Annotated in this window: 17 protein-coding genes; 5 read left to right on the plus strand and 12 right to left on the minus strand. The window is 68.0% G+C overall.

Annotated features, from left to right (window positions below; all coding sequences use genetic code 11):
• Window positions 1-115: 115 nt before the first annotated feature.
• On the minus strand, window positions 116-1,147 hold the full coding sequence (locus CSW62_RS22060; RefSeq protein ID WP_099581579.1) for a FecR domain-containing protein: 1,032 nt from the start codon (window positions 1,145-1,147) through the stop codon (window positions 116-118).
• Window positions 1,101-1,676, minus strand: a complete 576-nt coding sequence (locus tag CSW62_RS22065; RefSeq protein ID WP_099581581.1) for an RNA polymerase sigma factor — start codon at window positions 1,674-1,676, stop codon at window positions 1,101-1,103. The genes CSW62_RS22060 and CSW62_RS22065 overlap by 47 nt, the downstream gene beginning before the upstream one ends.
• Window positions 1,677-1,960: 284 nt before the next feature.
• On the opposite strand from CSW62_RS22065, the gene CSW62_RS22070 reads away from it, so the two are divergent.
• A complete protein-coding gene (locus CSW62_RS22070; protein WP_233206757.1) occupies window positions 1,961-4,480 on the plus strand; it encodes a TonB-dependent receptor in 2,520 nt (839 codons plus the stop codon).
• Between the two features lie 49 nt (window positions 4,481-4,529).
• Window positions 4,530-6,893 carry a TonB-dependent receptor gene (locus CSW62_RS22075; RefSeq protein ID WP_233206758.1) on the plus strand — a complete coding sequence of 788 codons (2,364 nt, stop codon included), beginning with the start codon at window positions 4,530-4,532 and terminating at the stop codon, window positions 6,891-6,893.
• Between the two features lie 57 nt (window positions 6,894-6,950).
• On the opposite strand, the gene nagE is transcribed toward CSW62_RS22075, so the two are convergent.
• From nagE to CSW62_RS22095, 4 genes are all read right to left on the minus strand, one after another.
• The gene (gene nagE / locus CSW62_RS22080) at window positions 6,951-8,708 is read right to left on the minus strand and encodes an N-acetylglucosamine-specific PTS transporter subunit IIBC (RefSeq protein WP_099581587.1); all 1,758 of its coding nucleotides are present in this window, start codon (window positions 8,706-8,708) and stop codon (window positions 6,951-6,953) included.
• Between the two features lie 5 nt (window positions 8,709-8,713).
• The gene (gene ptsP, locus CSW62_RS22085) at window positions 8,714-11,251 is read right to left on the minus strand and encodes a phosphoenolpyruvate--protein phosphotransferase (RefSeq protein WP_099581589.1); all 2,538 of its coding nucleotides are present in this window, start codon (window positions 11,249-11,251) and stop codon (window positions 8,714-8,716) included.
• A gap of 22 nt (window positions 11,252-11,273) precedes the next feature.
• Window positions 11,274-13,559 (minus strand): family 20 glycosylhydrolase, encoded by a 2,286-nt coding sequence (locus tag CSW62_RS22090; protein ID WP_099581591.1) that lies wholly within the window; start codon window positions 13,557-13,559, stop codon window positions 11,274-11,276.
• 148 nt (window positions 13,560-13,707) lie between these two features.
• On the minus strand, window positions 13,708-16,374 hold the full coding sequence (locus CSW62_RS22095; RefSeq protein WP_099581594.1) for a TonB-dependent receptor: 2,667 nt from the start codon (window positions 16,372-16,374) through the stop codon (window positions 13,708-13,710).
• Between the two features lie 266 nt (window positions 16,375-16,640).
• On the opposite strand from CSW62_RS22095, the gene CSW62_RS22100 reads away from it, so the two are divergent.
• From CSW62_RS22100 to nagA, 3 genes are read left to right on the plus strand one after another with little or no spacing between them, the layout of a single operon-like run.
• On the plus strand, window positions 16,641-17,384 hold the full coding sequence (locus CSW62_RS22100; protein ID WP_099581596.1) for a GntR family transcriptional regulator: 744 nt from the start codon (window positions 16,641-16,643) through the stop codon (window positions 17,382-17,384).
• 39 nt (window positions 17,385-17,423) lie between these two features.
• Entirely contained in the window at window positions 17,424-18,515 is a 1,092-nt protein-coding gene (locus CSW62_RS22105) for an SIS domain-containing protein (protein WP_099581598.1), read from the plus strand.
• Entirely contained in the window at window positions 18,515-19,651 is a 1,137-nt protein-coding gene (gene nagA, locus CSW62_RS22110) for an N-acetylglucosamine-6-phosphate deacetylase (RefSeq protein WP_099581600.1), read from the plus strand. Before CSW62_RS22105 ends, nagA begins: the two co-directional genes overlap by 1 nt.
• 83 nt (window positions 19,652-19,734) lie before the next feature.
• Here the strand turns inward: nagA and CSW62_RS22115 are convergent, their stop codons facing one another.
• From CSW62_RS22115 to CSW62_RS22140, 6 genes are all read right to left on the minus strand, one after another.
• The gene (locus tag CSW62_RS22115) at window positions 19,735-22,749 is read right to left on the minus strand and encodes a TonB-dependent receptor (RefSeq protein ID WP_099581602.1); all 3,015 of its coding nucleotides are present in this window, start codon (window positions 22,747-22,749) and stop codon (window positions 19,735-19,737) included.
• Between the two features lie 271 nt (window positions 22,750-23,020).
• Window positions 23,021-23,491 (minus strand): chemotaxis protein CheE, encoded by a 471-nt coding sequence (locus CSW62_RS22120; protein ID WP_099581604.1) that lies wholly within the window; start codon window positions 23,489-23,491, stop codon window positions 23,021-23,023.
• Window positions 23,488-24,090 carry a response regulator gene (locus CSW62_RS22125; RefSeq protein ID WP_099581606.1) on the minus strand — a complete coding sequence of 201 codons (603 nt, stop codon included), beginning with the start codon at window positions 24,088-24,090 and terminating at the stop codon, window positions 23,488-23,490. Before CSW62_RS22125 ends, CSW62_RS22120 begins: the two co-directional genes overlap by 4 nt.
• 7 nt (window positions 24,091-24,097) lie before the next feature.
• Complete coding sequence (locus CSW62_RS22130) at window positions 24,098-24,493, minus strand: chemotaxis protein CheU (protein WP_099581608.1); 396 nt, start codon at window positions 24,491-24,493, stop codon at window positions 24,098-24,100.
• 5 nt (window positions 24,494-24,498) lie between these two features.
• A complete protein-coding gene (locus tag CSW62_RS22135; RefSeq protein WP_099581610.1) occupies window positions 24,499-25,065 on the minus strand; it encodes a chemotaxis protein CheD in 567 nt (188 codons plus the stop codon).
• A complete protein-coding gene (locus CSW62_RS22140) occupies window positions 25,062-25,451 on the minus strand; it encodes a response regulator (protein ID WP_010918325.1) in 390 nt (129 codons plus the stop codon). The genes CSW62_RS22135 and CSW62_RS22140 overlap by 4 nt, the downstream gene beginning before the upstream one ends.
• Window positions 25,452-25,453 lie beyond the last annotated feature (2 nt).

Raw genomic sequence — 25,453 nt, forward strand, 5'->3', positions numbered from 1 at the left:
GAACGGTTTCCCCGGGTGGCGAAGGACGACGCCAGACGGGCGCCCACCTATACGACGTGAGGCGGCGACCGCCCCTCACCGGGAATGTGAAAAATTTCCTGGGCTCTGTCCCGCGTCAGGCGCGGGGACGCACCAGTTCGACCCGCGCTTCGTCGGCGCGGCCGACATCGGCCAGGCCATAGGTCTTGAGCGCGGCCACGAAGGCGTCGATCTGGCCGGTCTTGAAGACGCCGCTGACCGGCGTGGCGCCCAGGGCCGGATCGGACAGCGCCAGCTTGCGCTCGGAGAAGCGGTTCATCTCGGCGACGACGGCCGACAGCGGCTCGCCGTCGAACACCAGCCGGCCCTTCAGCCAGGCGGATTCCTTGGCGGTGTCGACCACCGAGATCAGCCAGTCGGCGCGATCGGCGGCCACGAAGCGCGAGCCGGCCGACATCTCGACGCGGCGCTCGCCTCCCTGTCCATTGGCGGGCGCGTCGGCGGCGATGCGCACGCGCCCCTCGACCAGCGTCACCGACAGCTTGCCCGGGTCCATGCGCACGTCGAAGGCCGTGCCGACGGCGGTCACCCGCTTGTCGCCGGCCGCGACCACGAAGGGACGCGAGGGATCCTTGGCGACCTGGAAGAAGGCCTGGCCGCGCAGGAGCGTCAGCCGGCGCTCCTTAGCCCAATGGTTCACCCGCACGGAGGAATCGGTGCTCAGCGTCACGATCGAGTTGTCGGCGAGACGGAAGGTCGAGCGCTCGCCGACCGCCGTGCTGAAGACCGGCTCATCGGGGGCGGGAGCGGGCGCCACATCGCCGCTCAGCCAGCGCCTGCCGAACACGGCCCCGCCCACGGCGGCGACCAGGCCAGCGGCCGCCAGCCCCAAGGCGCGTCGATCCAGATGCGGACGCTTGTCGCCCGCGTTCAGCGCATCGGCGCGCAGGGCCGCGAAGGCCGGATCGCTCTCTAGAGCGGCGACGCTGTTCCAGGTGCGGTTGAGGTCGTCCCACGCGGCGGCGTTGCGAGCGTCGGCCTTCAGCCAGCGCTCGAACTCCCGCCGATCGCGTGGCGGCATGTCATCGCCTTGCCGTCGCGCGAACCACAGGGCGGCCGCGCTATCCGGGTCGTCGTGTATCTCGTTGCCCGACGTGGTCGACGTCATCCTGGTCTCGCAGACGCGCGTGCAGATGACGCAGCGCCTTCATCACATGTTTCTCGACAGCGCTGACGGAGACCCCCAGGCGCTGGGCGACGAGCTTGTAGCTCATCTCCTCGAAGCGCACGAGAATGAAAACCCGTCGCGTGCGTTCCGGCAGCTCGTTGAGAGCCGCCATGGCGCGCGCCATCTGTTCACGTCCCTGTAAGACGCGTTCGGGCGAGACTTCATCAACGGGGTGATGAATTTCTTGCAGTTCGCAGTGATCGGACCGCCGACGGGTGCGGTCGCGACGGCCGCGATCGATCAGGACATTGGCGGCGACCTCGAAGAGATAGCCCTCGACATTGGTGACGACAGCGCCCGGTTGGCGCTTCTGGATCCGGAGGAGAACCTCCTGCACCAGATCCTCGACATCGTTGGCGTGCGCCCGACGGGAGAAGAACGCGCGCAGCGCCGGCGTGAAGCGCGCGCCGCTGTCCGACAGGTCGCGAACCTGCTCGGGAGGCTCGGCGGGCTTGCGACCCCAGATCATTGTTTACGCCCCGACATGACAGTCAGGTGAAATCGCGGTCTCGCCTCTGTCAAGGGCGGTTCCCCGGGTGTGGCGGCAATGACGCAACCTGTGACCAGTTGCCTATTGCCTATGCAACGAGCGATCTTCCGCCGTCAGGCCGCGCCGCGAAGCACGGCGGGCCGGCGAAGTAAGGCATGGTGCGCGCCCTCGACGGCGTGAGGTTCCAGGCCGCCAGGGGAGGTCGGAGTTCGGTGTTGCCCAGGGTCAGAGGCTTGGAAGCGTGCGCGACACGCGGCGCCGTCTTGGCCCTGCTGTGCGCCACGGCCCTGACCGCGACGGCGGCCGCCGCGCCGCGACGGCCGGAGGCCGCCTTCCGCTTTGACCTCCCAGCCCAACCGCTTGGCCAGGCCCTGAACCAGCTGGCGCTGCGCAGCGACCGCGAGATCCTGTTCTCGCCCGCCCTGACTCAGGGCAAGCGCAGCGACAGCCTGAGCGGCGTGTTCACGGCCGAGGCGGCGCTGGAGCGCCTGCTGGCCGGCTCCGGCCTGACCGTTCAGCTCGAGGGGCGCAGCTTCCTGGTGGTGCCGGCCGCCCCGCCCGCCAAGGCCCCTGCCCCCAATGCGGCGTCGGTCGCGCCACCGGACCCGCCGCCTCGGCCGGTCGAGATCGATTCGGTCGTCGTCACCGCGCTGAAGCGATCCAGCCTCGTCCAGCAGACGCCCATCAGCATGACCGTGATCCCCGGCGAGTCGTTGTCGCGCCTGGGCGTCTTCGACCTGGACAAGGCCGCGCCGCTGCTGCCGGGGCTCAAGCTGGCGTCCACCGCCTTTGGCCGACGCCTGGCGCTGCGTGGCGTCTATGGCGCGGGCGAAGCGACGACCGGGCTCTATTACGACGAGACACCGATGACCGGCCCGGTCGGCACCACCTCCGATCCGGGTGTGATGGCGCCGGAACTGGCCTTGGTCGATGTGGACCGCGTCGAGCTTCTGCGCGGACCGCAGGGCACGCTGTACGGCTCCGGCGCGATGGGCGGGGCGCTGCGGATCCTGTTCAAGCGACCGGACCTCTCGCGGGACACGGCCTCGATCGGCGCCTCTCTGTCCTCCGCCGCGCACGGCGGGCAAGGCGGCGGGGCGAACGCCGCGCTGAACGCCGTCGTGATCCCCGAGACCCTGGCCGTTCGCCTGACCGCCTACGACCAGCACCAACCCGGCGTCGTCGACAATGTCCGGCTAGGCTTGAAGGACGTCGACGCCTCCCGCGTGCGGGGCGTGCGGTTGGCGGCGTTGTGGGCGCCGGGATCGCGGCTGTCGGCCCTGCTGTCGGCCACCCACCAGGCCAGCCATCGCGACGACATCTCGGCCTGGAACGATACGGCCGGCCCGTGGCGGACCGTCCACGCCGCCCGCGCGCCCTTCGACGGCGACATCGACCTGGCGGCGACGACCGTGAAATGGCGCGGCGACGCCGTGGACCTGACGGCGGTGTCGTCCTGGTACCGCTGGCGACTGACCCGCCGCTCCGATTACAGCGGCGTGCTGCTGGGCGAGCGGACCAACGCGGCGGGCTGCGTGCGGATGTTCACCCTGGCCCAAGCTTGCGACGCCACGCAGATGGCCAGCTACTCGGCCTATGTCGACAGCGTCTATCCGGCGATCCTGAACCAGCCGGCGGAGCTGACCGCCCAGATCCACGAAATCCGGGCCTCGTCCGTCGGCGAGGGTCCGCTGAGCTGGACGCTGGGCGCCTATCGCGAGGTGCGCGGCGACACCATCGACAGCCAGGTCCGGCACGTGGATCCCGATACCGGCGCCCTGACCGAGCCGCCGGTGCTGATCGGCCGCCGCGACATCGAGAACCACCTCTCGCAGAGCGCGGTCTTCGGCGAGATCGCCTACGCCCTCGCGCCCCAGACCCAGCTGACCCTGGGCGCGCGGCGCTTCAACTACGTCAAGCGGGACCGGGGCGGGGTGCAGGTGGCCAATGTCGTGTCCGGCACCTGGGCCGACTATGCGATCGACGCGCGGAACCAGGAGCAGGGCTGGAGCCTGAAGGCCCTGGCCAGCCGCCAGTTCGCGCCAGGGGTATTCGGCTACGCCCAAGTCTCGCAAGGCTACCGTCCCGGCGGCGTCAATGTGGTGCCCGGCCTGCCCGAGACCCTGGCGGTCTATCGCTCGGATCGCCTGAACAACTACGAGCTGGGCCTGAAGGGGCAAAGCGCCGACCGGCGCTTCACGGCCAATGTGGCCCTCTATCGGATCGACTGGCGGGACATGCAGTACGCCGCCCAGACCCAGAACCGCGCCTTCAACTACGTCACCAATATCGGCGCGGCGCGTATCCACGGGCTGGAGGTCGAGGCCGCGGCCCAGCGCGTGATGGGATGGAATCTCGCCGGCGCACTGACCCTGACCGACGCGCGCCTGACCGCCGACCAGCTGACCAACGCCGCGATCGGCCTGGGGCTGGAGGGAGACCGCCTGCCGGTCGTGCCCCGGATGACGGCCTCGGCCTCCATGGAGCGCCGCTGGACCCTGCCCGGCGACCTCGTCGGCCGCCTGCGGTTCGACGGCTCCTATGCCGGGCTCGCGCGGTCGGCGTTCAACGCCGGCAACAGCGACTATCTGAAGATGGGCGGTTACGCGCTCTTCGGCGCCAGCTTCAGCCTGGAGCATCGCGCCTGGATCCTGGACCTGTCGGTCGACAACCTGCTGGACCGGGCCGGCCGCGCCACCGCCGCGCGCAACACCTCGGGTCCGGTCGAGTACTTCGGCGTGGCGCCGCGCACCCTGCGCCTGGGCGTCGAACGCCGCTTCTGAGGCGCCCCGCCCTTTTTCCCGCGCGTCAAGGTGAGGGAGCGTCTCGCCCTTGCGTCTGATCCTACAGGCCGCCGTCGAGCGCGCCGACAATAGGGGATCTACAATGATGCAGTTTCGAGGCCTTCGCGCCCTGGCCCTGGGCGCCAGCGCCCTGACGAGCCTGGTCGCCGGCCAGGCGTTCGCCCAGTCGAGCGAACCCAAGGACGCCGGCACGATCGAGGAAGTGATCGTCACCGCGCTGAAGCGCTCCACCACCGTCCAGACCACCCCGATCAGCGTCAGCGCGGTCACCGAGAAGTCGCTGCAGGCGCTGGGCGCCCAGGGCATCCAGGACTATTTCCGCACGGTCCCGAACCTGCAGGTCGACGGCAACTCGCCGACCAGCCGCCGCCTGACCCTGCGCGGCGTGCGCAGCGCCGGTGAAGCCACCGTCGGCCTCTACTACGACGAAACCCCGCTGACGGGCCCGGCCGGCACGACCGCCGACGCGAGCTCGACCAGCGCCGACGTCAACCTGTTCGACGCCGAGCGCGTCGAGGTCCTGCGCGGTCCGCAAGGCACGCTGTACGGCTCGGGCTCGATGGGCGGCACCCTGCGCGTGATCCTCAACAAGCCCGACACCAGCCGCTACGCCGGCGCCGTCGAGGCCCAGGGAACCAGCACCAAGGGCGGCAGCAACGGCTACTCGGTCAAGGGCATGGTCAATGTGCCGCTGATCGAGGACAAGCTGGCCGCGCGCCTGGTGCTCTACAAGACCGAAGGCGGCGGCTATGTCGACGACGTCCTGCTGAACAAGAAGGACATCAACGACCAGCACTCCAGCGGCGGTCGCCTGATGCTGGGCTTCACGCCCACCGAAAACCTGACGATCAACGCCTCGGGCCTGTACCAGAAGACCACCCTGGACGGTCAGAACAGCTGGTATCCGGCTCTGGGCAAGGGCGAGTACAAGACCAACGCCCGCGTCATCGCCCCGACCAGCGACAACCTGCGCATGTACAACGTCACGGGCAAGTGGGACCTCGGTTTCGCGACCCTGACCGGCACGTCGTCCTACTACAAGTGGACGCTGCTGCGGAATTCCGACTACAGCCCCACCCTGTCGGGCAGCCGCGCCAACGCCACCTCGTGCCGCAACTGGGTCGCTGGCGGTCCGGCCGCGACGGGCGCGACCAACCCGGCCTGTACGGCGACGCAGCTGACGGCCTACACCGCCTATGCCGACAGCCGCACCCCGGGCGCGCTCTATCAGCCGATGGGCCTGACCTCGTGGAACCACGAACTGCGCATGACCGGCTCGCTGCTCGACGACAAGCTCGACTGGACGGCCGGCGCCTATCTCGAAAAGCGCGAGGACTATATCGAGAGCAAGGTGGCCAAGGGCGACGCGACCACCGGCGTCATCAATCCCAACGACCTGACCGCCTGGCGCCACGTCGGCACCGACACCAAGCAGACCGCCTTCTTCGGTGAAGTGTCCTACAAGCCGATCGACAAGCTGACCCTGACCGGCGGCCTGCGCCGCTTCAAGTACGACAAGACGGTCTCGGGCCAGGTCCTGATCAGCAACTTCATCACCCAGTCCTATGTGGGTCCGGCCGCCCAGGTCGACGCCGGCGCCGACGGCTGGGTCAGCAAGCTGAACGCCTCCTACCAGGTCACGTCGGACGTCATGGTCTACGCCGTGGCGGCCAAGGGCTTCCGCCCCGGCGGCGCCAACAACGTGCCGGGTCTGGCCAGCGCCCTGCTGGGCTACGCGCCCGACAGCCTCTGGAACTACGAAGGCGGCATCAAGAGCCAGTGGTTCGACCGTCGCCTGACGCTGAACGCGGCCGTCTACCAGATCGACTGGTCGAACATGCAGATCTCGGCGACCAGCGCCAACGGCGCCTTCAGCTACCTGACCAACGCCGGCAAGGCGCGGATCAAGGGCTTCGAGATCGAGGCGACGGCGCGTCCGATCTCCGGCCTGACGATCAGCGGCACCGCCGCCATCGTCGACGCCAAGCTGACGGAAGACCAGGCGAACTCGACCATCCTGATCACCGGCTCCACCGGCCTGCGCGGCGACGAATTCCCGAACGTGGCCAAGTACAGCGGTTCGGCGGCGGTCGAATACACCTGGCCGCTGAACGGCGACCTGAACGGCCTGCTCCGCGCCGACTACGCCTATGTCGGCGAGTCCGCCTCGCAGTTCCGTCCGACCTACGTCTACTACGAGAAGCAGGGCGACTACGGCTACGCCAACCTCCGCGCCGGCGTGGAAGGCGCCGACTGGGGCGCGTACCTCTTCGTCAACAACGTGACCGATGAAGTCGGGCTGATGAGCGTGACCTCGGCGGTGAACAACAAGCAGCAGGTGGTGAGCATCAATCCGCGCACGGCCGGCTTCCAGGTCCGGAAGCGCTTCTAGGACGGACGGGCGGGCGGACTTTCCGCCCGCCCTTTCACCTCGGCCAAGGCCATTTGTCTAAGACAGATGGCGGCGCATCACCTCTCCGACCCGCTCGGCGTCGGGGCCGAGGACGAGGTGGACGACGTGGTCGCCGATGCGGACGAGGCCGCGGGCGCCGAGGGTCTTCAGGGCCGGCTCGTCCAGCGCGCCGGGGTCGGCGACGACCAGGCGTAGGCGGCTGGAGCAGGTTCCGACGCTCGTCAGGTTGGCCGCGCCGCCGAGGGCGGCCAGCAGCGCCTTGGCCTTGCGGTCGTCGTCGACGGTCGGCAGCACGGAGGGCGCGGGCTTGGCGGCGGCGACGGGCTTGGCGGGAGCCGGAGCGCCACCGACACCCTGACTCAGGGCCGCGCGGATCTCGCCCGCGACCCCGTCGGCGATGGGGCCGAGCACGACCTGCAGCGCGTTGGCGGAGGGCTTGACGATCCCGCGCGCGCCCAGGGCCTTCAGGGCCGGCGCGTTGACCGCGTCCTGGTCGACGACGATCAGGCGCAGACGGGTGGTGCAGGCGTCGACGGTGGTGAGATTGCCCGCGCCGCCCAGGGCCGCCACGAAGTCCGCGCCGCGTCCGCCGCCGGTGGTGACGGTCTCGACGGCGACAGTGTCCTCGTCCTCGCGGCCCGGGGTCTTGAGGTCGAACTTCTGGATGAAGAACCGGAACAGGCCGTAATAGACCGCGCCATAGACGAGGCCGACCGGGATCAGCAGCCACGGGTTCGTGGCCTTGCCGAAGTTCAGCACATAGTCGAACAGGCCGGCCGAGAAGGTGAAGCCCAGCTTCACGTTCAAGAGGTTCATCAGCGCCATGGCCACGCCCGTCAGCACCGCGTGCACGGCAAAGAGCACGGGGGCCAGGAACATGAAGCTGAACTCGATCGGCTCGGTCACGCCCGTCAGGAACGAGGTCAGGGCCAGCGAGAACAGCATGCCGCCGACGGCCTTTTTCTTCTCGGGCCGGGCGGTGTGGTACATGGCCAGGCAGGCGGCCGGCAGGCCGAACATCATCACCGGGAAGAAGCCGCTCATGAACGCCCCGGCGCTGGGGTCGTCGGCGAAGAAGCGGCGCAGATCCCCGGTCGCGCCGTGATAGTCGCCGACCACGAACCAGGCGATATTGTTGAGCACATGGTGCAGGCCGGTGACGATCAGGATCCGGTTGAGGAACCCGAACACCAGCAGGCCGATCTCGCCCGAGCCGACCACGGCGCGGCTGGCGGCGTCGACCGCGCCGTTGATGCCGTCATAGCCCAGGCCAATCAGTACGGCCATGACCAGGCCGGCCAGGCCCGCGATCATCGGCACGAACCGCCGGCCGCTGAAGAAGGCCAGATATTCCGGCAGCTTGAAGGTCGAGAAGCGGTTGTAGAACAGCCCGCCGATCACGCCCGAGAGGATGCCGATCGGGGCGCTCAGCTTGGCCAGGGCCTTGGCCTTGTAGGCCGCGCCCGCCAGGTCGGCATGGGCCTTGACGAGGTTGGCCGTGACCTCGGCCGGGACGTGCAGCAGGGTCTTGGCGCCCTCGGTGGCGATCAGGAAGCAGACGACACCGGCCAGGCCGGCCGCGCCGTTGTTCTCGCGCGCCAGACCCACGGCGACGCCGATGGCGAACAGCAGGCCGAGGTTGGAGAAGATCGCGTCGCCGGCGGCGGCCATGAAGCCGATGTTCAGCAGGTCGGGCTGGCCCAGGCGCAGCAACAGGCCCGCCACCGGCAGCACCGCGATCGGCAGCATCAGGGCCCGGCCCAGGGGCTGGAGGATCTCGAGCGGAGACTTCATGGGCGTCAGGCTCCTGCCCCAATAGAAAGATGAGACTTCACGAGGGCCCGGACCGCCTCGGGAGACGTCTGGCCCAGCGCCTGCCGGGCCAGGTCACGACAGGCCTCGAGCGAGAGGCCGCGCACGCGGGCCTTCACCTCAGGGGCGATCGAGGCCGTGGTCGACAGCTCCGTGACGCCCAGGCCCAGCAGGATCGGCGTGGCGGCGACCTCGGAGGCCAGCCCCCCGCAGACGCCGACCCAGCGCTGATGCTTCTGCGCCCCACGGCAGGTCTGGTCGATCATCCGCAGCACCGCCGGATGCAGGGCGTCGATGCGGGCGGCCAGCTCCGGATTGCCCCGGTCCATGGCCAGCACATATTGGGTCAGGTCGTTGGTGCCGATCGACAGGAAGTCGGCCTCGGCGGCGAGCAGGTCGGCGGTGACGGCGGCGGCGGGCGTCTCGATCATCACGCCAAGCTCGACCCTGTCGGTGACGCCCAGCTCGCGCTTGGCCTCTTCCAGCACGGCGCGGACGGCGCGCAGCTCGTCCAGGCTGGCGATCATCGGGACCATGATCTTGCATTGGCCGAAAGGTCGAACGCGCAGGATGGCGCGCAGCTGGGTCTTCAGCAGGTGCGGCCGCCACAGGCTGACGCGGACGCCGCGCAGGCCCAGCGCCGGGTTCTCCTCGGCCGGGATCGGCAGGTAGGGCGCGGCCTTGTCGCCGCCGACGTCCAGCGTGCGGATGATCAGCGGCCGACCTTCCAGGGCGTCGGCGATGGCCTGGTACTGGCGGGCCTGCTCGTCCTCGTCCGGCGGGGTGTCGCGCTCCAGGAACAGAAACTCGGTGCGGAGAAGACCGCAGCCTTCGGCGCCATGGGCCACGGCGGCCAGGGCGTCGCTGACCGAGCCGGTGTTGGCGAACACCTCAATGCGGACGCCGTCCTGGGTGACACACGCCTCGTGGGCGGCGGCCTGGGCGGCGGCGCGGCGTTCCTGGCGTTGGGCCAGGGCGGTCTGGGCGGCTTCCAGAGCGGGCGCATCGGGCGCGACCCGCAAGGTCCCGCCGTCGGCGTCCAGGATCAGCGCGGCGCCGTCCTTGACCTTCAGCAGCGCGCCGCCAAGGGCCACCAGCGCCGGGATACCCATGGCCGCAGCCAGGATCGCCACGTGCGAGGTCGGACCGCCGCGCGCGGTGGCGAAGCCCGCCACGGCGGCGGGATCCACGCCCATCAACTGCGAGGGCAGCAGTTCGTCGGCCAGCAGGATCGAACCGGGCGGCAGGACCGCGCCTTCGTCTTCTTCGCCAGTGAGCGCGCGAAGGACCTGGCGCTCGAGGTCGACGAGGTCGTCTACGCGCTCGGCCAGGCGGCGGTCGCCCAGGCCGCGCAGGGCTTCGACATAACCGCCGACCGCCGATCGCCAGGCAAAACCGGCGCTCTTGCCTTCGCCGATCAGGCGGCGGGCGCCGGCGGAGAGTTCAGGATCTTCGAGGAAGGCCAGGTGGGCGCCGAGAATCGCCTTGCGGGCCTTGTCGCCTTTGGCGGCGTTGGCTTCGATCTTCGATCGGACGGTGTCGAGGGCGGCGGCCAGAGCGGCCTCCTCGTGGGCGACGCCTTCGCCGGCTTCGCGCACGACGATGTCGGCGGCCGCCAGGCGCACGGCCTTGCCGATCGCCAGGCCCGGCGCGGCCAGCACGCCCTTCAGCACGCCGTCACGCGGCAGTTCGGCCGGCGCCACAGGCGTCTCGGTCTCGACGGGCGGGGCGCTCTGGGCGGCCACCGGACCGCCCTCGCCCATGCCGCCTTCGATCAGGTCTGCCACCGCCTGGATCGCCGCCTCGGCGTCCAGCCCCGAGGCCACGACCTGGAGGGCGTCGCCATGGCGGATGGCCAGGGACATCACGCCCACCGGGCTCTTGGCGCTGGCGCGGCGGTTGACCGCCACCAGCGCGACCTCGGCCTCGAACTGGCGAGCCGTCTCGGCGATGCGGGCGGCGGGACGGGCGTGGATGCCATGGACCAGGGGAACAACAACCTCGCGAGAGATCTCGCCGGCGCTGACCGGGCTGGCGGCCACCGCGCCGCCCTCCCCTGGAAGATTGGCTGGCGACAACTCCATCAGGAAGTCGCCGACGCTCAGCGCGCGATCCTGGTCGCGGCGGACGATCTGGAAGGCGTCCAGATTGGTGATCACCACCGGGGTGATCAGGCTGCGGGCCTTCTGGGCCAGCAGGTCGAGGTCGAACCCCAGCAGCGTGTCGCCGGCCTTCACGCTCTGGCCGTCCTGGACGAAGACACTGAAGCCCTCGCCGTTCAGGGCCACGGTCTCCAGCCCCACATGCATCAGGATCTCGGCCCCGTTGGCCGCCCGCAGCGTCACGGCGTGGCGGGCGCGATGCACGGTGACGACCACCGCGTCGCACGGCGCGTGCAAGGTCGAACCGAACGGATCAATCGCCAACCCGTCCCCCAGCATCCGCTCGGCGAACACCGCATCCGGCGCCTCATCCAGCGGCGCAATCCAGCCGTTCAGCGGCGAGGTGAGTACGAGGTTGGACACGGGCGCTACTCTTCCTCGGACTTCAGTTCGCGGGCTTCAGGGTCACGCGCTCGATCACCCAGAAGGGATCGAGGGTCTTGGACGTGAAGGTCAAGCACAGATCGGTCTTGCCCGCGCGCGCCGGCAAAGGCGCCGTCACCGTGGACAGGCCCGCGTTCCTGGCGGCGTCGCCCAGCGGGATCGCGGCGATGCGCTCGCCCACGCAGCCCAGGCGCACCTCCAGCTCGCCGCCCGGCGTGGCCGGCGGGCGGAGCGGGATGTTGCCGCGCTCCTTGCCAACTTGGAAGTTAAACGGGATCTGGGTGATCCGGGCGGTCAGCACCGCGCCCTTGTCCAGCTTGGCGCCTTCCCAGATCCAGCACGGGTTGAAGATGTCGACCACCATCATCGGCCGCTTGTCGAAGGCGGCGGGCGCATCGTCGATCAGGGTCAGCGGCACCTTTTCGGTGCAGAGCTTCAGCTGGCCGCTGACGCGGGTGTCCAGCAGGGCGGGCGTGATCGTCCACGACCGCGCGCGGCCCAGGGCCTGGCCGTCGACGAAGGTCTGGGCCTTCACCGTCGCGCCGCTGGCCAGCGTCAGGGCGCCGGCATAGGGCGTCGAGGTCGCCGTCGGGGCCATGCCATCGGTTGTGTAGCGGATCTCGCCGATGCCGAGGCCGTTCGAGAGGGCGATCTGGGTCTTGCCCCCCTCCCCTTCCGAAGGCGAACCTTGCGGCTCGAACGGCACGGTATTGGCGGCGACGCCCAGGATCTGGAGGCGCGCCATTTCTGCCGGCATGCGGCGGGCGAAGTCGTCCCAGTTCGCGGCCGCTTCCGACGACCAGCCGCGCTCGGCCAGGGCCACGGCGCGCGGGAAGGCCATCAGCTCCATGCGCATGTCGGTCTGCATGTGCTCGGTCCAGACATTGGCCTGGACGCCCAGGATGTGCTTGCGCTCGTCCGGGGTCAGCTGAGCCGGGGCCGGATCGAAGGCGTAGACGTCCTTCAGGCTGGAGACGTGGCCGCGACCGGTCGGCTCCTCGGGCGACTTGCTCTGGCGGTTGTCGAGATAGAGCGTCGGATGCGGCGACAGCACCGTATCGTGGCCCTGCTTGGCGGCGGCGATGGCGCCGTCGATGCCGCGCCACGACATCACGGTCGCATTCGGAGCAAGGCCGCCTTCGAGGATCTCGTCCCAGCCGATCAGGCGGCGGCCGCGTTTGTCCAGCGTCTTGCCGACCCGCTGGATGAACCAGCTCTGCAGCTCGTGCTCGTCCTTGAGGCCGAGCTCCTTAATCTTGGCCTGGATCTTTGGACTGGCCTTCCACTGGTCCTTGACCGCCTCGTCGCCGCCGATGTGGATGAAGGTCGACGGGAAGATATCCATCACCTCGTTCAGCACGTCGTCGAGGAAGGCGAAGGTCGCGTCGTCGGTGTTGTAGAGCCAGGGGAACACGCCCCAGTCCCCCATGCGCGAGGCGTCCGGCGCGGCCGTGCCCAGGCCCGGATAGGCGACGATCGGCGCCAGGGCGTGGCCGGGCGTCTCGATCTCCGGCACGACGGTGATGTTGCGGGCGGCGGCGTAGGCCACCAGCTCGCGCGCCTGCTCCTGGGTGTAGAAGCCGCCGTACCTCGGATAGGCGCGCGCCGCGCCCGGATCAGTGCGCCAGGCGCCGACCTGGGTCAGCTTCGGATATTTCTTGATCTCCAGCCGCCAGCCCTGGTCGTCCACCAGGTGCCAGTGGAAGGTGTTGAGCTTATGGGCCGCCATGGCGTCGATGACCGCCTTCAGCGTGTCGAGCGACTGATAGTGACGAGCGCTGTCGACCATCAGCCCCCGCCAGGCGAAGCGCGGGGCGTCCTCGATCGACGCGGCGGGCAAGGCGACCGGGCCCTTGGCCGCGTCCGGCGTCGCCAGCTGCCACAGCGACATGGCGCCGTAGAACAGGCCCGCGCGCTTGGCGGCGGCGATGGTCACGGTCGTCGAAGAGACGTCCAGTTTGTAGGCCTCGCCCGCAGGCCCTTCGCGGGTCAGGACGATGGCGGCTTCACCGACGGCGGGCGGGCCTTCCACCACGGCGGGTTTGAAGCCGCGCGAGCGCTGGATGAGGTCGGCTAGCTGTTGCGCGACGCCTCGCGCCTCGACATCGCCCTTCGCCACATGGATGCGCGTGGCGGCGGAGAGCTTGAAGGCCCCTTCGGCGCGAACCGCCTTGGCCGGCGCGGGGGTCAGGGTCAGGCCGGCGGAGTCGGCCATGGCGCTCGTCGCTAGTACGGCAGCCAGGGCAAACGCCGAGACGGCGATGATGCGGAGCGGGGTCTTGGTCACGCGGCCTCGCAAGGAAACAGGCGGCAAAAAGCGGGCGGGACAGCCAGGCTGCCCCGCCCCAGCTCCATGCTTGCAGTCAGGAGGGGTTCAATCAATGCGCCGTGGCCGGCGGAGGCCCCAGGGGGAGCCCCCGCCGCTGAATGCCAGCCTAGAAGCTGACGTTCAGCGTGGCCTGCAGCTTGCGGCCGGTGCGGTAGACGCCGCGCGGCAGGGCCGTGGTGTTGGCGTAGGCGTAGTACTCGCTGTCCAGCAGGTTCTGGCCCGAGACCGACATGGTGATGTTCTGGTTGATCGCGTAGCCGACCGTCGCATCCAGGGTCTTCGACGCCTTGACGAACATGTCGTCGCCGCGATCGACACCCGTGAAGTACTTCGAGCGCCAGTTGAACGTCGCCCGGGCCGAGAACGGACCGTGTTCATAGAAGGGGCTGAGGTTGATCTGGTTCTTCGAGTTGTACGGCAGCGGCGCGCCGCCCTGGCCGGAGCCGTCGGCGTAGGTGTAGTTGGCCAGCAGGCCGAAGCCGTAGGCAAAGTTCTGCTGATAGGCGACCGCCAGGCCCTTCACTTCGGCCGAGCCCGCGTTGAACGGACGGCTGATCTGATAGGTCGTGACCTTGCCTTGCGACTGGTTGAAGTAGGATTCCGGCTGCGTGCGCGTCAGGATGTAGTTCGAGATGTCCTTGTAGAACACTTCGGCCGACAGGATGGCTTGCGGCTGGAAGTACCACTCGGCCGAGGCGTTGACGTTGCTCGACTTGTAGGGCTCCAGCGCCGGGTTGCCGCCGCCGCCCGTCAGGATGCCGTCCGACAGCCAGAAGTAGTTGGTCATGTCGGCATAGTTCGGGCGGGCGATCACCTGGGCGGCCGCGAAGCGGAACACCAGGTCCTGGCGGGCGTCGACGATGATGTTCACGCTGGGCAGGACGTTGTCGTAGCTCTTCTTCGTCGTCGCCCAGGTCCAGTCGGCGGCGGCGTTGCAGGCCGCGCCGGGCTTGCAGACATAGCCGGCGCTGTTCACCGAGGTCTTCACGTAGCGGACGCCGAAGTTGCCGCGCACGTTGTCGGCCTTGAAGTTGGCCTGGGCGTACAGCGCGTCAATGTTTTCTTCGATGTTCCAGTTGCCGGCCGTGAACTCGGCGGCGGCGAAGATCGACGGCTTGGGCATGGCGGCGCCCGGAGCCAGCCACTTGCCGCTGTCGACGTACGAGACCATCGACTGGCCGTCGATGCGGAAGCGGTTCGACATCTGCTCGCCGACGCCGTCGAAGCCCTTCAGGTAGTTGCTGGGCACGGTCGACGGGTTGAACAGCGAGGCCGGGGCGGCGACGCCGGTGATGGCGATGCCCGAATACTGCTGGCCGGTCTGGTGCTCACGACGCTTGTAGCCGACCTGGACGCGCTGGATGACGCCGTCGAAGTCCTTGCCCAGGTCGACCTGGGCGTACTTTTCTTCGTCGCTGGTCGGCTTGCTGACCAGGTTGCCGCTCCAGCCCGGATCGGTCGCAAAGGCCGACGGGTTGCCCATGACGTTGGTCGTGTAGGTCAGGCTGCCCGGGCTCTTGGGCGCGCCGCTGATGTCGACGGTGTAGTTGGCCCAGTTCAGGAACTCGAGGAAGACCTGGCGCTTGGTGCCGCCGTCGGCGGTCGACTTGCCGATCTCGCCCGACACGTCCCAGCCGTCGGCCTTGTACTGGCCCTTCAGGTGGTAGGTGTCGGATTTCAGCTCGGCTTCGCGATACTGCACGTCCAGCACGCTCAGCGCGTTGTTGAACGAGGCCTTGCTGACGACGCCGTTGTTGACCGTCAGGCCCGTCAGGGCCCCCAGGCTGTTCCAGGTGTTGCCCTGGAAGGCGTACATCGACTGGTTGGTGTTGTCGTAGTCAGCCTTGATCTTCATCCAGTTGAAGTCGAACGACAGGGCGTCGGTCGGCTTCCACTGCAGGGCCGTGGTGTAGGTGGTGCGGGTGCGGTCCTGCTCGAAGTACGAGGCGCCGAAGGCGTTCGGGCTGCGGGCCGTCAGGTTCGAGGTCAGGGTCGTGGCGCACGAGCCGGTGCAGCCCCTGGTCCGCGAGTCGACCGGGTTGTCCGGGTTGCCGCCGGCCCACTGGTTGGCGGCCATGGTGCCGTAGCTTTCGACGCCGTCGCGGCGCAGCTGGTCCTTGGCGCGCTGCACCGAGACGCTGGCCCCGAAGGTCTGGGCGTCGTTCTTCCAGCTCAGCAGCAGCGAGCCCTGGGCGTCGCCCTTCTTGGAGCGGTCGGTGTAAAGATAGCTCACCGCGCCAGCAACCAGGCCCGCCTTCAGGTCCAGCGGCTTGCGGGTATTGACGATGACCGTGCCGCCGATGCTGCCTTCGTCGATGCGCGCTTCGGGGGATTTGAAGACCTCGACCTTGCCGACGATCTGCGGGGCCAGCAGGGCGTAGTTGAACGTACGGCCCGGAGAATCCAGGATGAACCAGTCGGCGGACGCGACGGTCTGGCCGTTGAGCAGGGTGCGGTTCAGCGCCGGGTCCGTGCCCAGGATGCCGACCTTTTCACCTTGACCAAAGGCGCGGTCGACGGTGACGCCGGGAACGATGGTCAGGGCTTCGGCGACGTTGGAGCTTGGAAACTTGCCCACGTCCTCGGCGGTGACGACGTCGACGATGGCGTTGGCGCGGCGTTTGGACTCTATGGATTGCAGCAGCGAGGCGCGGATGCCGGTGACGACCACCTCATCGACGGTGCTGTTATCTTGCGCCAGCGCCGGCGCGGCGGCCATGACGGCCATGGCGCTGACCGATACGGCCAGCACGGATTTGCGGAAATTAGACATAACTCGGCTTCTCCCCATTTTTGCCGGGCCTACTGGACCGGAGCCGAACCCCAAAGCCCAATATGATACCAATTTTCTGGGAGGTTCCGCAGAAAGTGGTACTTCTCAGGCCTCGGGAGAGAACTGTGACGGAAATTTTGCGGATGACAAGGCCAAAAAGAAACCAATTGCAGACCACACTCATATTGGTATGAAAATGGTTATAGGCTATCGCGAGCAGGTATCGGGGCGCCATGATTTGCGCGGCATGGGCGGGGAGGCTGTAAATGACGTTTGCTGAACGGATCGGGCGGCTCGACGCCAAGGACGATCACGCGCCGCTCTACAAGCAACTGCAGCGCGCTCTGCGAGAGGCCATCCAGACAAAGGTCCTCGCGCCCGACGACGCCCTGCCCGCCGAGCGGGATCTAGCCGAGGAGTTCAGCATCTCGCGCATCACCGTGCGCAAGGCGCTGGACGGCTTGGTCAGCGAAGGCCTGCTGACGCGCCGACAAGGCGCCGGCACCTTCGTCGCCGCACGCGTGGAAAAGAGCTTCTCCAAGCTGTCGTCCTTCACCGAGGACATGATCTCGCGCGGCCGCACGCCTCGCAGCGAATGGATCAGCCGCGCCGAGGGCCAGGTCACCCCCGAGGAGTCGCTGACCCTTGGCCTGTCGCCCGGCACGCCGGTCTATCGCTTCGCCCGGATCCGCTATGCGGACGGCGCGCCGATGGCCGTGGAGTACACCACCATCGCGGCCTTCGCCCTGGCCTCCACCGAAGTCGTCGGCGTGTCGCTGTACGAGGCGCTGGAGGCCACCGGCCACCGTCCCGTGCGCGCGCTGCAACGCCTGCGCGCGGTGCTGTTCCAGGCCGAGCAGGCTGACCTGCTGGGCGTGCCCGTCAAGGACGCCGGCCTGCTGATCGAGCGGCGCGGCTTCCTGAAGGACGGCCGGGCCGTGGAGGTCACCCAATCCTACTATCGCGGCGATGCATACGACTTCGTCGCGGAACTGAACGCCCTGTCGTGAGCGTCAGTCTTGAGTGTCTTGAGTCCTGAGGAGTAGAGCTTGGAGGCGACTGTCTTGATCCGTCCTGAGACCCCCGCGCCCGCGAGGTTGTCGCCTGAAGCCACGCGCATGTTCCTGGAAGCGGGCGAGGCCTCGGCGGTCGTGGCCGCGCAGCTGGCGGCCAACGCCGGCGCGATCGAGGCCCTGGCCGAGCGGCTGCGGGCCAATCCGCCGCGCGTGGTGGTGACCTGCGCGCGCGGCAGCAGCGACCACGCCGCCACCTTCGCCCGCTACCTGATCGAGACCAGGGCCGGGGTGCTGACCTCGTCGGCGGGCCTGTCGGTCAGCTCGGTCTATGACGCCTCGCCCAATCTGGACGGCGCGCTGGTTCTGGCCATCTCGCAGTCGGGCAAGAGCCCCGACCTGCTGGCCTCGGTGAAGGCGGCCAAGGCGGCCGGCGCCTATGCCGTGGCCCTGGTCAATGTGGTCGACTCGCCGCTGGCCCAGCTGGCCGACGCGGTGATCCCGCTGCACGCCGGTCCCGAGCTGTCGGTGGCCGCCACCAAGTCATATATCGCCGCCCTCGCGGCCATCACCCAGCTGATCGCCGCCTGGAGGCAGGACGATGAGCTGACCCAGGCTCTGGCGACCCTGCCCGACGCCCTGGCGCAGGCCTGGGCCCTGGACTGGACCCCGGCCGTCGAGCGCCTGACGCCGGCCCGCAACCTCTACGTCCTGGGCCGCGGCGTCGGCTTCGCCGTCGCCCTGGAGGCGGCCCTGAAGTTCAAGGAGACCTGCGGCCTGCACGCCGAGGCCTTCAGCGCCGCCGAGGTGCTGCATGGCCCCATGGCCCTGGTCAAGGACGGCTTCCCCGTCCTGGTCTTCGCCCAGAACGACGAGAGCCGCGCCAGCGTCGACGACATGGCCACGGGCCTGCGCGAGCGCGGCGCCGACGTGCTGATCGCCGCGCCCAATCGAACGGAAATGGGCGAGGCCGGCGGCGGCGTGCTGCCGACCCTGTCCAGCCACCCGGTCCTCGAGCCGATCCTGATGATCCAGAGCTTCTACCGCATGGCCAACGCCCTGTCGGTGGCGCGCGGCTACGACCCCGACAGCCCGCCCCACCTCAACAAGGTCACCGAAACCCTCTGATGCTGGCCTCGCTTGTAAATGGCCGCGTCCTGACGGAAGCCGGCGTCGTCGACGGCAAGGCCGTGCTGGTCGAGAACGGCGTGATCGCCGGCGTCGTCGAGGCGGGCGCGGTTCCGCCAGGGGCCAAGCGGCGAGACCTTAACGGCGGCCTTCTGGTCCCCGGCTATATCGACACCCAGGTCAATGGCGGCGGCGGGGTGCTGTTCAACGACTCGCCCACGCCCGAGGCCATCGCCGCGATCGGCGCGGCCCACCGCGCCTATGGCACGACCGGGTTCCTGCCGACCCTGATCAGCGACGACCTCTCGGTGGTCGACCGGGCCATGCGGGCCACCGAAGCCGCCATCGAACAGGGCGTCCCCGGCGTGCTGGGCATCCACATCGAGGGCCCGTTCCTCAATCCCAAGCGCAAGGGCATCCATGACGAGGGCAAGTTCCGCGTCATCGACGAAGACGCCCTGGCCCTGCTGACCTCGCTGAAGGTCGGCCAGACCCTGGTCACCCTGGCCCCGGAGCGCACGACGCCGGAGATGATCCAGCGCCTGGCCGACGCCGGCGTGCGCGTCGCCGCCGGCCACACCAACGCGCTCTACAAGACCATGCGCCAGGCGCTGGACCACGGCGTGACCGGCTTCACCCACCTGTTCAACGCCATGTCGCCCCTGACCAGCCGCGAGCCGGGCGCGGTGGGCGCGGCGCTGGAGAGCACGAGCGCCTGGTGCGGCATCATCGTCGACGGCCGCCACGTCGACCCGACGACGCTGAAGATCGCCCTGCGCACCCGGCCGCTGGATCGGTTCATGCTAGTGACCGACGCCATGCCGACCGTGGGCATGGCCGACAAGCGGTTCGTCCTGCAGGGGCGCCAGATCGTCGTGCGCGACGGCGTCTGCGTCGACGATCACGGCACCCTGGCCGGCTCCGACCTCGACATGGCCGGCGCGGTGCGCAACGCCGTGGCGATGCTGGGCGTCAGCCTGGAAGACGCCGTGACCATGGCCTCGGCCGCCCCCGCCGCGTTCCTGGGCCTCGGCGCCCAGCGCGGCAAGATCGCCAAGGGTTATGCGGCCGACTTCTGCTTGCTGGATGAGCGGCTGAACGTCACGGCCACCTGGATCGATGGTATCGCGCGCTAACCCTCCGCCCCCAACGGACAAAAGAAAAGGGCGCTGACCTAGCGGTCAGCGCCCTTCCTTTTAGGCCCGAGAGCCGTGGAAGCTTAGAACTTCCACTTCACGCCCAGATAGTACTGACGGCCGTAGTGTACGTACTCTTCCGAGATCATGCGGGTCGAGTCGTCGACCTTGCTGTCTTCCTGGTCGGTCAGGTTGATGCCTTCCAGGGTGATGGTGAAGTTCTTGAAGTTGTAGCTGATCTGGGTGTCCAGGTTGAAGGTCTTTTCCTTGATCCGGACGTCGTTGTTGTTGGTCGCCGACGGGGCCACCTGGATCAGATACGGGTCGCGATACGAGCCCGAGATACGCGCCTTGAACGGACCCTTTTCGTAGTAGAGCGTCGCGTTGAACGCGTCCGGCGACAGGTTCAGCAGCGGCTGGGTCAGCAGCACGGCCGGCGCCGTCTGAACGCGCGGCGTGCCGGCGTAGGTCGGGTTCTTGATCACGTACTCGATGTCGCTGGTGACATGCGTGTAGTTCACGATGCCGCCGAAGCCGTCGAAGGGCTCGGGCAGGAACGTGAACGGACGCTGCAGCGAGACCTCGAAGCCCTTCAGCTTGCCGCCGGGGGTGTTGATCTGGGTCGTGACCGTGAACAGCGTGTCCGGCGTGTTGCCGTTGGTCAGCAGCGAGGTCGGCAGTTCCGTTTCCGAGTACGGCATCGTGACGGCCGACGTCTGGATGTAGGACTTGATGTCCTTCTGGAAGAAGCCGATCGAGAACAGGGTTTCCTTGTCCGGATACCACTCGAAGCTGATGTCCAGATTGTTGGACAGCATCGGGTTCAGTTCGGGATTGCCGCGCGTCAGCGTCTGCGCCGACTGGCTGACGGCGGTGTAGCCCGGCGTCAGGTTCGGCAGCTGCGGACGCGTCATCGCCTTGGCGGCGGCGAAGCGGATGTAGAAGTTGTCGAACGGCTGGGCCGACATGTTCAGCGACGGCAGCGTGTTGGTGTACTCACGCGACACGGTCTGGACGGCGTCGGTCGGGACCGATTCCGAAATGTTGCCGAACGGCGTAGCGACGGTCGTAACAACCGCGCCCGCGTTGTAGTGGCCGGTCGCCGTCTGGTCGGTCTTGATCCAGCGCACGCCGACATTGCCGCGCACCGGGATGTTGAAAATGTCGTAGTCGAAGTCGCCTTGCAGGTAGAAGGCGGTGTCCTTCTCGGTGATCTGACGCAGGGCGCCCAGCTGGTTCAGGACGCTGAGACGGAAGTCGCCGTTGGCGTTGATGCAGTTGCAGTCGTAGCCAAGCTTGGACTGCAGCTTGCCGAGGTCCGGGGCCAGCCACGAGGTCGGCACGCCGGACGGCAGGTTCAGGCCACGGCCGAAGCCGCTGATCACTTGCGAGACGTCGGCGATGGTGACGCCGGCCGGCAGGCCGAAGGCGGCTTCCGAGGTGAAGGTCGTGCCGGTCGTCGCGAGGTTACGCGAATACAGGCGCTGCTCCCACGAGCTGAAGCCGTATTCCTTGTAGTCGCCGCCGTAGCGCAGCTTGAAGCCGTTCAGGATCTCGTAGTCGACATCGGCGCGGAAGGTCTTGAAGGTGTTGACCGCCTTGCTGGGACGCATGCGCAGCAGCGACGGGTCGCCCAGGGCGTTGCTGGGGCTGTAGACGTAGTTGGCCGGGTTCGTCGCATCGAAGCCGTAGTTGAAGTTCGGCAGCTTGTCGTTGGCCGAGTAGTCGTAGCTGTAGCCGTCGGTGTCGTAGCGATCGAACGAGAAGGTCGTCTGGACCGGGTTGTCCTGGATCGAACGCGACTGGCCGTAGGTGGCCGAGAAGTGGCCCGACTCGCCGAACTTGGTCTCGTAGGTCAGGGCCAGCTGGTTGAACTCGGTCTTCAGCTCGTCGTGGCGATACTCGACGCGGGCGTCGACGTCGTCGAACGAACCCTTGATCAGCGAGCCCTTGCTGTCGGCCGTGAAGCTGGTCACATCCGTTTGCGGCAGGCCAGCGCCCGAGCGGCTGAACGAGATGATTTCCAGGTAGGTTTCGTCGCGGTTGTTGGTGAACTTGGCCAGCATCGCGTCGAGAGTCAGCGTCGAGTTCGCGGTCGGGCGCCATTGCAGCGAGCCGGTCACGCCCAGGCGCTTTTGATCGTAGTCCAGGCGGCCGTAGCGCGGGATACGCGGGTGCCACAGGTTGTTGGCGGTGCCGGCGGCGGCCGTGGTGGTCGGCGTGGTGCCGCCGACGGTCGTGCCGATCTGCGCGCAGCTAAGGGCCGGGCCGCTGACCGGGTTATAGGCCGCGCCCGAGCACGGGAAGGCGGTGGCCGAGTTGGCGGCGACCGACGGGTTTTCCCAGCGACCGGTCGAGGAGCCTTCTTCGCGTTGCTTGCGGGTGGCGTAGGCCACCGACAGCAGGGCGCCGACTTCACCGATGCCGGTGTCCCAGCGGTTGCTGACCAGGAAGGTGTAGCGTGGGTCGCTCTTCCGCGAGAGGTCGTTCCAGCCGATCTTGCCCGAGGCGCTCATGGCGAACTGGCCGAAGTCGAACGGGCGCGCGGCCTGCAGGTCGACGATCGCGCCCAGCGAGCCTTCCTCGTTCATGGCCGAGATCGACTTGCGCACGGTGACGCTGTTGAACAGTTCCGAAGCGAAGATCGAGAAGTCGAACTGGCGGCCGCGGTTGGCGCCGCCCGAGCTGTCCTTGCCGCCCGTGGTGGCCAGGGCTTCCAGGCCGTTCAGGCGCACGACGGTGAAGTCGGGACCCAGGCCGCGAACGGTAATAGTGCGGCCTTCGCCGCCGTCACGGTCGATCGACACGCCCGGCACGCGCTGAAGCGATTCAGCCAGGTTCAGGTCGGGGAAATCCGCGATGTCCTGGGCCTTGATGACGTCGACCAGGTCGTTCTCGCGACGCTTGATGTCGAGGGCGTTGGCCAGCGAGGCGCGGAAACCGGTGACGACGACAGCTTCGACTTCGTCGGTCGCGGCCGGAGCAGCAGGCGTCTCCTGGGCCGAAGCGGCGCCAGCGAAGACCATCGCCAGGGCCAGGGCGCTCGCGGACACGCCGTATTGCAGGGCGCGCACGCGTCCCGTGTTATTCTTGGACATAGAACCTCCTCCCGATGAGACCATTTGGAGACGGCGTCACCGCCGCCCTTGGCCTTCGTTCCGACTTCGCGCCCTTCCCACGAAGCCGTTCCCCGGCCTTAGATCTTGATTTTTGCCACCGGTGTCAGAAGCAGACACTCGTTTTTGACACCGGTATCAGAGCACTAACAAAGCGATTGGCGGCCGACAAGGCCACAAAGCGGACACAACCTCAGAGACTCTTACCGCCGTTGCGTTTCCGACACATGGTGACGGTTCGTCACAGTCCCGATCAGGCCTCGTGGGGACGGTAGTGGCTGACCTGATAGAGTCCTTCCAGCATGGCCTCGCGTTGCACGGCCGGCAGCTGGGCGCCCATCGCGCGTAGCAACTTAAACGCGTTGAGATGGACGTCGACCGCATCCCAGCGCCAGACCCCGGCTTCCGCCAGGCTGTCGGCCAGGGTGCACAGGGACACCGCCGCCTTGTCGACCCCGCTGTCGGAGACGAACTGGCCAACGTCGATGACCCGCGAGCCGAGCAGGTAAAGCGCGTCGAAAGGCTCGCTGTCGCGGCCTTCGGCGGTCTTGCCGAAGCGGCGCTCGATCTCCGCGAGCGTCTCGTCCAGAGCGGCCAACGAAGACTCGCGCAGGCTCTCGACGCCTGCCTCGGCGGCGATGATGGCGTCCTGGGCCAGGATGCCGCCCCGCTCCTTGATCATGCTGGCGAGTCGGTTGGGCGGACGGAATTTACGGACGGTCATATCTGCACCTTTGCTGGGCGCATCAGGTTGGCGATTTCGTCATCCGACATGTTGGGCGTCTGCGCATCGCCCACCTCCGCCGGGAGGTCATCCTTCCGCCGTCCATCCGTCCCCGGCGGCGGTCCCTCGTGTTTGAAACGTCGATCGGGCCCTATGTAGGTGTCGCATTCGATGAACTGCCGCTCCTCGCGCGCCACCCAGACGATGCGCTCCAGCAGCACCTTGGGAGTGATCGGCTTGGCCACGACATAGTTCGATCCCGCGTCGCGCAGCTTGAAGATCTGCGAGGTGCGGGTGTGGCCAGTGACCAGGATGACCGGAACGTAGCGGTTGTTCTCGCCGCCTTCCTTCCGCAGCCATTCGATGAACTCGATGCCGTCGGTGACGGGCATCTGCACGTCGCTGATGACCAGGTCGAAGATCTTGGTGCGGATCAAGGTCTGCGCGTCCGCGACACTCTCGGCGCGGAGCAGTTGCTTGACGCCAAAGCCCGAGACCACCTGAGACAGAATGTCCAGCGAGGCGCCGTTGTCGTCCAGGACCAGCACCGTGGCCTTTTCGAGATTAATCCGCGTCGAGGGAAGGAGCGGTTCTGGCATCGGGCGCCTAGAAGAAGTCCAGTTCGCCCGGATCGACGCGCTCGCCCATCCGTTCTTCGGCGCGCAGCCGCTCGACCATGTCAGACAGGCCCAGGCCCCTCAGCAGCGGCTCGATCGAGACGCTCCATTCGCCCGAGGCGTGCTGACCGATCCGCTCCAGCACCTCGGAAAGGCCATGCAGGCGCTGGGTCAGTTCGTCCAGCGACTGCAGGCGCGTGAGGTTCTCCAGCGTCGCCCCGCCCTTGGCGAGATCGCCGGCCACATGCTCGCAGTCCCGACACAGGGCCGCAGCCGAAGCCAGCTCCGCAGCCAGGCGACGCGACAGCTCCCCAACCGGCAAGTGCTCGGCCGGCAAGGGCTCGGCCGCTGCGATCGTCGGCGTCTGGAGCTGAAGAGCGGCCATCAGGCTCAGAACAGATCCACGTCGCCGCTGGCCACGGCCGGCATCGGCGGCGGCGTGGGACGACGAACGTCCTGCGGCGCATTGTCGACGGCCACCAGGCGCTGGCGCACCCGGCCCGAGGTCGGCCAGAACTCGACGCGACGGGCCGAGACCCCGCCGGTGCTGGACGAGACGATCGGGATGCCTTCGTCGCGCAGGAAGCGTTCAGCGAAGGCGGCGTTGCTGGCGCCGACGTCCGAGAGGCCGTCGAACAGCTTGGCCCCGCCGAAGATCTTGGCCTCCATCCGCTCGCGGCGGGCGCCCTTCTTCAGCAGATCGTTGATCAGCACTTCCATGGCGTAGGCGCCGTAGCGCACGGCGTCGCCGCCGGTCCGGCCGTCGCCGGAATCCGGCAGCAGGAAGTGGTTCATGCCGCCGACACCGGCCTGCGGGTCGCGAATGCACGCGGCGATGCACGACCCCAGCACGGTGGTCATCACCACCTGCGGATCGCCCGTCACATGGCTTTCGCCCTGGGTCACGTGAACCTTGATCGCCCGTTCCGGGTCGTCGTGGTGGGAGAATTGCGTCATGTCAGCTGCCCGAACACCTGTTCGATCTTCTCTTTCAAGCCCTGAACCGTGAACGGTTTGACGCAATAGTTATTGACGCCGAACTGCACGGCGCGCTGGACCAGTTCACGGTCGGCGCGGCCTGTTAGCATGACGAAGGCGGTCTGGCGGATCGGCGGATGCGAGCGCACCGCGCGCAACAGCGCCAAGCCGTCCATCTTCGGCATGTTGAAGTCGGAAATGACGAGGTTGGCGGGCTTGGCCAGGAGGTTCTTCAGAGCCTCCTCGCCGTCCGGCGCCTCACGAATGTCCTTGAAGCCGATCTGCTGCAGCGCATTGCGGATCAGAGCCCGCATGGTGAGCTGGTCGTCGACCACGAGTACGGAGATGGTGCTAGCTTGCGGCATGG

The sequence above is a fragment of the Caulobacter sp. FWC2 genome, from assembly GCF_002742625.1.
Classification (GTDB): domain Bacteria; phylum Pseudomonadota; class Alphaproteobacteria; order Caulobacterales; family Caulobacteraceae; genus Caulobacter.

Excerpts from the sequence above, each read along its gene's own strand:
- CSW62_RS22065 (WP_099581581.1), bottom strand. The coding sequence starts at position 1,676 with ATGATCTGGGGTCGCAAGCCCGCCGAGCCTCCCGAGCAGGTTCGCGAC.
- CSW62_RS22115 (WP_099581602.1), bottom strand. The coding sequence starts at position 22,749 with ATGTCCAAGAATAACACGGGACGCGTGCGCGCCCTGCAATACGGCGTG.
- nagE (WP_099581587.1), bottom strand. The coding sequence starts at position 8,708 with ATGAAGTCTCCGCTCGAGATCCTCCAGCCCCTGGGCCGGGCCCTGATG.
- CSW62_RS22140 (WP_010918325.1), bottom strand. The coding sequence starts at position 25,451 with ATGCCGCAAGCTAGCACCATCTCCGTACTCGTGGTCGACGACCAGCTC.
- CSW62_RS22095 (WP_099581594.1), bottom strand. The coding sequence starts at position 16,374 with ATGTCTAATTTCCGCAAATCCGTGCTGGCCGTATCGGTCAGCGCCATG.
- CSW62_RS22130 (WP_099581608.1), bottom strand. The coding sequence starts at position 24,493 with ATGGCCGCTCTTCAGCTCCAGACGCCGACGATCGCAGCGGCCGAGCCC.
- CSW62_RS22135 (WP_099581610.1), bottom strand. The coding sequence starts at position 25,065 with ATGACGCAATTCTCCCACCACGACGACCCGGAACGGGCGATCAAGGTT.
- CSW62_RS22100 (WP_099581596.1), top strand. The coding sequence starts at position 16,641 with ATGACGTTTGCTGAACGGATCGGGCGGCTCGACGCCAAGGACGATCAC.
- CSW62_RS22060 (WP_099581579.1), bottom strand. The coding sequence starts at position 1,147 with ATGACGTCGACCACGTCGGGCAACGAGATACACGACGACCCGGATAGC.
- CSW62_RS22120 (WP_099581604.1), bottom strand. The coding sequence starts at position 23,491 with ATGACCGTCCGTAAATTCCGTCCGCCCAACCGACTCGCCAGCATGATC.
- CSW62_RS22125 (WP_099581606.1), bottom strand. The coding sequence starts at position 24,090 with ATGCCAGAACCGCTCCTTCCCTCGACGCGGATTAATCTCGAAAAGGCC.
- nagA (WP_099581600.1), top strand. The coding sequence starts at position 18,515 with ATGCTGGCCTCGCTTGTAAATGGCCGCGTCCTGACGGAAGCCGGCGTC.